We start from the raw sequence: 3,402 nt of genomic DNA on the forward strand, positions 1-3,402 counted from the left end.
GATAATAATGAAGCATTGTTTGTTAGCGAAAAGGAACCATATACAAGATTAACAATATCCGGCGTAGAGGACATTTTAAGGCGCTTAGGGCGTAAAGCAGGTGTGGAAAAGGTGCATCCGCATAGATACCGGAGAACAGCAGCAACAAATGCACTTAATAGAGGCATGCCACTGCAGGAAGTTTCTAAGATGTTAGGGCACGCAAAGACGGAAACAACCATGATATATTGCACCATAAATGAAGAGAGTTTACGGTTTAACCACAATAAGTACTTAAGTGCATAATTATAATACAATTTAGAATATTTTTACATCTGCTTTTGGCAGGTGTTTTTGTTGTACCTAAAAATATTTTTGTACAGGAAAATAGGAACTAAAATCATCTGAGGAAAACACGAATTTAGCGGTTAGTGGTGAAACAGTTTCTAATACTGTTTGCCCATCTTCTGCATTATTTAATGCCGGTAAAGTTCATACTTACATAACAGGAGGAATGGCAAAAGTATCTTTGAATAATGGAATAGAATACCGCATTGCTGGAATCCCGAAGAAGTATTTTAATGAAACGGCATTTGATATTCCTTTCTCCTTTTCAAGCGGTACCGGATATATAAAACCTAAAGATGGTGCATATACCGAGGCGGGAGTGTATGTTATACCAAATAAAAACGTAGCCAGCAAAGAATATTTTTCTTTTTCAGTTACGTGGGTTGGGTAAGAGTTGAATTCTAAGTCCATGTTTGCCATGCTTGTATTTCGCAATATAATTGTTTAAACAAGATATATAACAGTTCCCTTTACACTACCAGTAGTGGTTGGCATATAAGCATATAAAAACTGATTATTACAATTAAGATGTATGCGACATGGCTCCCCTCTCACAGTGGAATACCCTTTAAATGCATCAGCGTAAATATTGCATAAAGGCTTTTCTGTAATATGCATAAAAAGATAGGATTCATTTGGCTTATAACCATCAGGAAAATTAAGATCATAAGAAAGTATCCTCATTCGCCCTACTGCTATATGATAAACAAGTCCAGTTACACTGTTTTGCAATTCATAAGTCTTTGTAGAATTAGTGAAATTCGTGTTTATCCCGGAACATAGAGCATTTATAAGAGTTCATTCGAAAATGAATTTTTATAAGTGCTTTATTTATAGTGAAAGGAGTGATTTTATATGGAAATCAGAGCAGCACCCACCCTGAAGGTCTTTTTATTTTTAAAAAAAAATTAGGAAAGGCAGGCAGAGAGATGAATGACGAAGAAGTGGCAGTAAAGATTGCCGAATACGGAAAAGAGATCGGATCATTGAAACACCGGACAACAGATCTGGAAGAACAGCAAAAGAATATACAGGAACTTGCAATGTCCGTTAAAGAATTGGCATTGAACATGAAAACGATGATGGAAGAGCAGGGAAAGCAGGGAGACCGGCTGCAGAAACTGGAAAATGAACCGGCAGAACGTTGGAACAGTGCAAAGAAGACAGCGTTTACAACAATCGTTTCTGTTATATCTGGTGCGGTGGCAACCGGGTTGATCTTTATGGCAGCCCAATATTTATAAGAAAGAGGTAATATTATGGATTTAGGATTTTTACAGGATTATTATATCCCAGTAGTTTTAGTAGCATGTTTAATCGTAGGTTACTGCATTAAGCATATAACCTGGTTGGAAAAGGTAAGTAACCAGTACATACCAACGATCCTGGCAGTGCTGGGGGCTGTATTAGCGTGTGTTTCGGCAGGACTGGCAAATACTCCAATAGGGTTAGAAACCGTTGTGTATGGAGCCTTTACAGGATTAGCAAGTACCGGATTGCACCAGGCATTTACAAAGATTATCAATAAATCAGAGGGCGAGTAATCGCTCTCTTTCTTTTTAGAAAGGATAGGTAACATTATGCAGATAAATAAGAAAATAACACCTTACAACCATTACAACGGCAGAAATGGACAGGGAATCCAATACATTGTTATACACTATGTCGGCGCCCTGGGCGGAGCAGAAGCAAACTGCATTTATTATGCAAGCGGAGATGTTGGAGCCAGTGCACATTACTACGTAGGATTTGGCGGAGAGGTCTGGCAGAGTGTAGAAGACTGCAACGGAGCATGGAGCGTAGGCGGTGGCAGACAGGGAAGCGGCGGCGGAGCATTCTACGGCAAGGCAAATAATTACAATACGTTAAATATAGAGATGTGTGTCAGGAAGCGTAGCACCACCTCTATGAATGCCAATGACCAGGATTGGTATTACGAAGATGCTACAGTAAGAGCAACCATAGAGTTAACAAAGATGCTGATGCAAAAATATGGGATTCCAGTTGACCGGGTTATCCGCCACTATGATGTGAATGGGAAGATCTGTCCCAACCCCTATGTTTTAAACGAATCTGCCTGGCAGGTATTCAAAAAGTCTCTAGGAGGAAGTTCGAGTGCATCCGGTACTAAGATTACTGGTAAAGCTGCAGCTACAGCGGAGCAGATGCAGAAATATATTCGATCCAAAAATCCCATCGTGGCGCAATCAGTTTTGGATATGGTTCCGCAGTACATCCAGGAAGGAAAGGCAGAAGGAATCCGGGGAGACATCGCTTTTGCACAAAGCTGCCTAGAAACCGGAAATTTTACATTTAAGGATAGTGCAGTAACCCTGGATCAGAACAACTTCTGTGGTATGGGCGTAACTGCAAACGGTATGAAAGGAAATTCCTTCCCTAACACTAAAACAGGTATCCGTGCGCAGATCCAGCACCTTAAAGCATACGGCTGCACAGAGCCGTTAAGCAAAGAATGTGTAGATCCACGGTTCCAATATGTAGAAAGAGGCTGTGCTGAGTTCGTAGAATGGTTGGGTATCCCGGAAAACCCAAAAGGCAAAGGATGGGCTGCAGGCAGCGGATATGGCAGCAAGATTTTAAATATCCTGGAAGCTATTACCGGCATGAAAGAAGAACAGCCGAAACCCACACCCGCACCACATCCGGAACTGGAGCAAACCGGTACTTACAAGGTACAGGCGGGCAGCTATAAGGATAAGAAGCTGGCGAATAGCCATGCAGCTGTATTAAAAAGCAAAGGATTTGATGACAATCGTTAAGGAAGAAGCAGGACAGTATAAGGTACAGTGTGGAGCATTTAGCAATAAAGGCAATGCAACAGCCCTGGCGGATAAAATCAAAGGCGCTGGCTTCGACGCAATTGTAAAAGGTACAGAAGATTCCGTATGGGTTGGAAGATGCACTGGAGATGGTGTTAATGTCCGGAAAGGGCCGGGGACAAACTATGGTATCATTTCTGGACCATACAAGACTCTTAACAAAGGTAATCTTATGGATGTAATTAATAAAGAACCAGGATGGTACCAGGTTCTTATTGCTAAGAAGTACAGCGGT

6 protein-coding genes are annotated in these 3,402 nt (G+C 41.2%); 5 read left to right on the forward strand and 1 reads right to left on the reverse strand.

Annotation, left to right across the window (positions count from 1 at the left end):
- Window positions 1-285: tyrosine-type recombinase/integrase (locus RHS_RS29665; RefSeq protein WP_047835275.1), on the forward strand; the 285-nt coding region annotated here is incomplete at its 5' end.
- A gap of 192 nt (window positions 286-477) precedes the next feature.
- Here the strand turns inward: RHS_RS29665 and RHS_RS32425 are convergent.
- Window positions 478-738 carry a hypothetical protein gene (locus RHS_RS32425; protein WP_395023684.1) on the reverse strand — a complete coding sequence of 87 codons (261 nt, stop codon included), beginning with the start codon at window positions 736-738 and terminating at the stop codon, window positions 478-480.
- Between the two features lie 518 nt (window positions 739-1,256).
- Here RHS_RS32425 and RHS_RS29675 point away from each other — a divergent pair.
- From RHS_RS29675 to RHS_RS29690, 4 genes are all read left to right on the forward strand, one after another.
- Window positions 1,257-1,571 (forward strand): hypothetical protein, encoded by a 315-nt coding sequence (locus RHS_RS29675; RefSeq protein WP_047835278.1) that lies wholly within the window; start codon window positions 1,257-1,259, stop codon window positions 1,569-1,571.
- 15 nt (window positions 1,572-1,586) lie between these two features.
- Window positions 1,587-1,871: a phage holin family protein gene (locus RHS_RS29680; protein ID WP_047835113.1), complete on the forward strand. Its 285-nt coding sequence runs from the start codon at window positions 1,587-1,589 to the stop codon at window positions 1,869-1,871.
- 36 nt (window positions 1,872-1,907) lie between these two features.
- On the forward strand, window positions 1,908-3,107 hold the full coding sequence (locus RHS_RS29685) for an N-acetylmuramoyl-L-alanine amidase (RefSeq protein ID WP_395023685.1): 1,200 nt from the start codon (window positions 1,908-1,910) through the stop codon (window positions 3,105-3,107).
- Window positions 3,094-3,402 (forward strand): SPOR domain-containing protein (locus RHS_RS29690; RefSeq protein ID WP_047835277.1); only part of this gene is annotated, 309 nt, incomplete at its 3' end. The genes RHS_RS29685 and RHS_RS29690, both read left to right, overlap by 14 nt.

The sequence above is a fragment of the Robinsoniella sp. RHS genome (genome assembly GCF_001029355.1).
Classification (GTDB): domain Bacteria; phylum Bacillota; class Clostridia; order Lachnospirales; family Lachnospiraceae; genus Robinsoniella; species Robinsoniella peoriensis.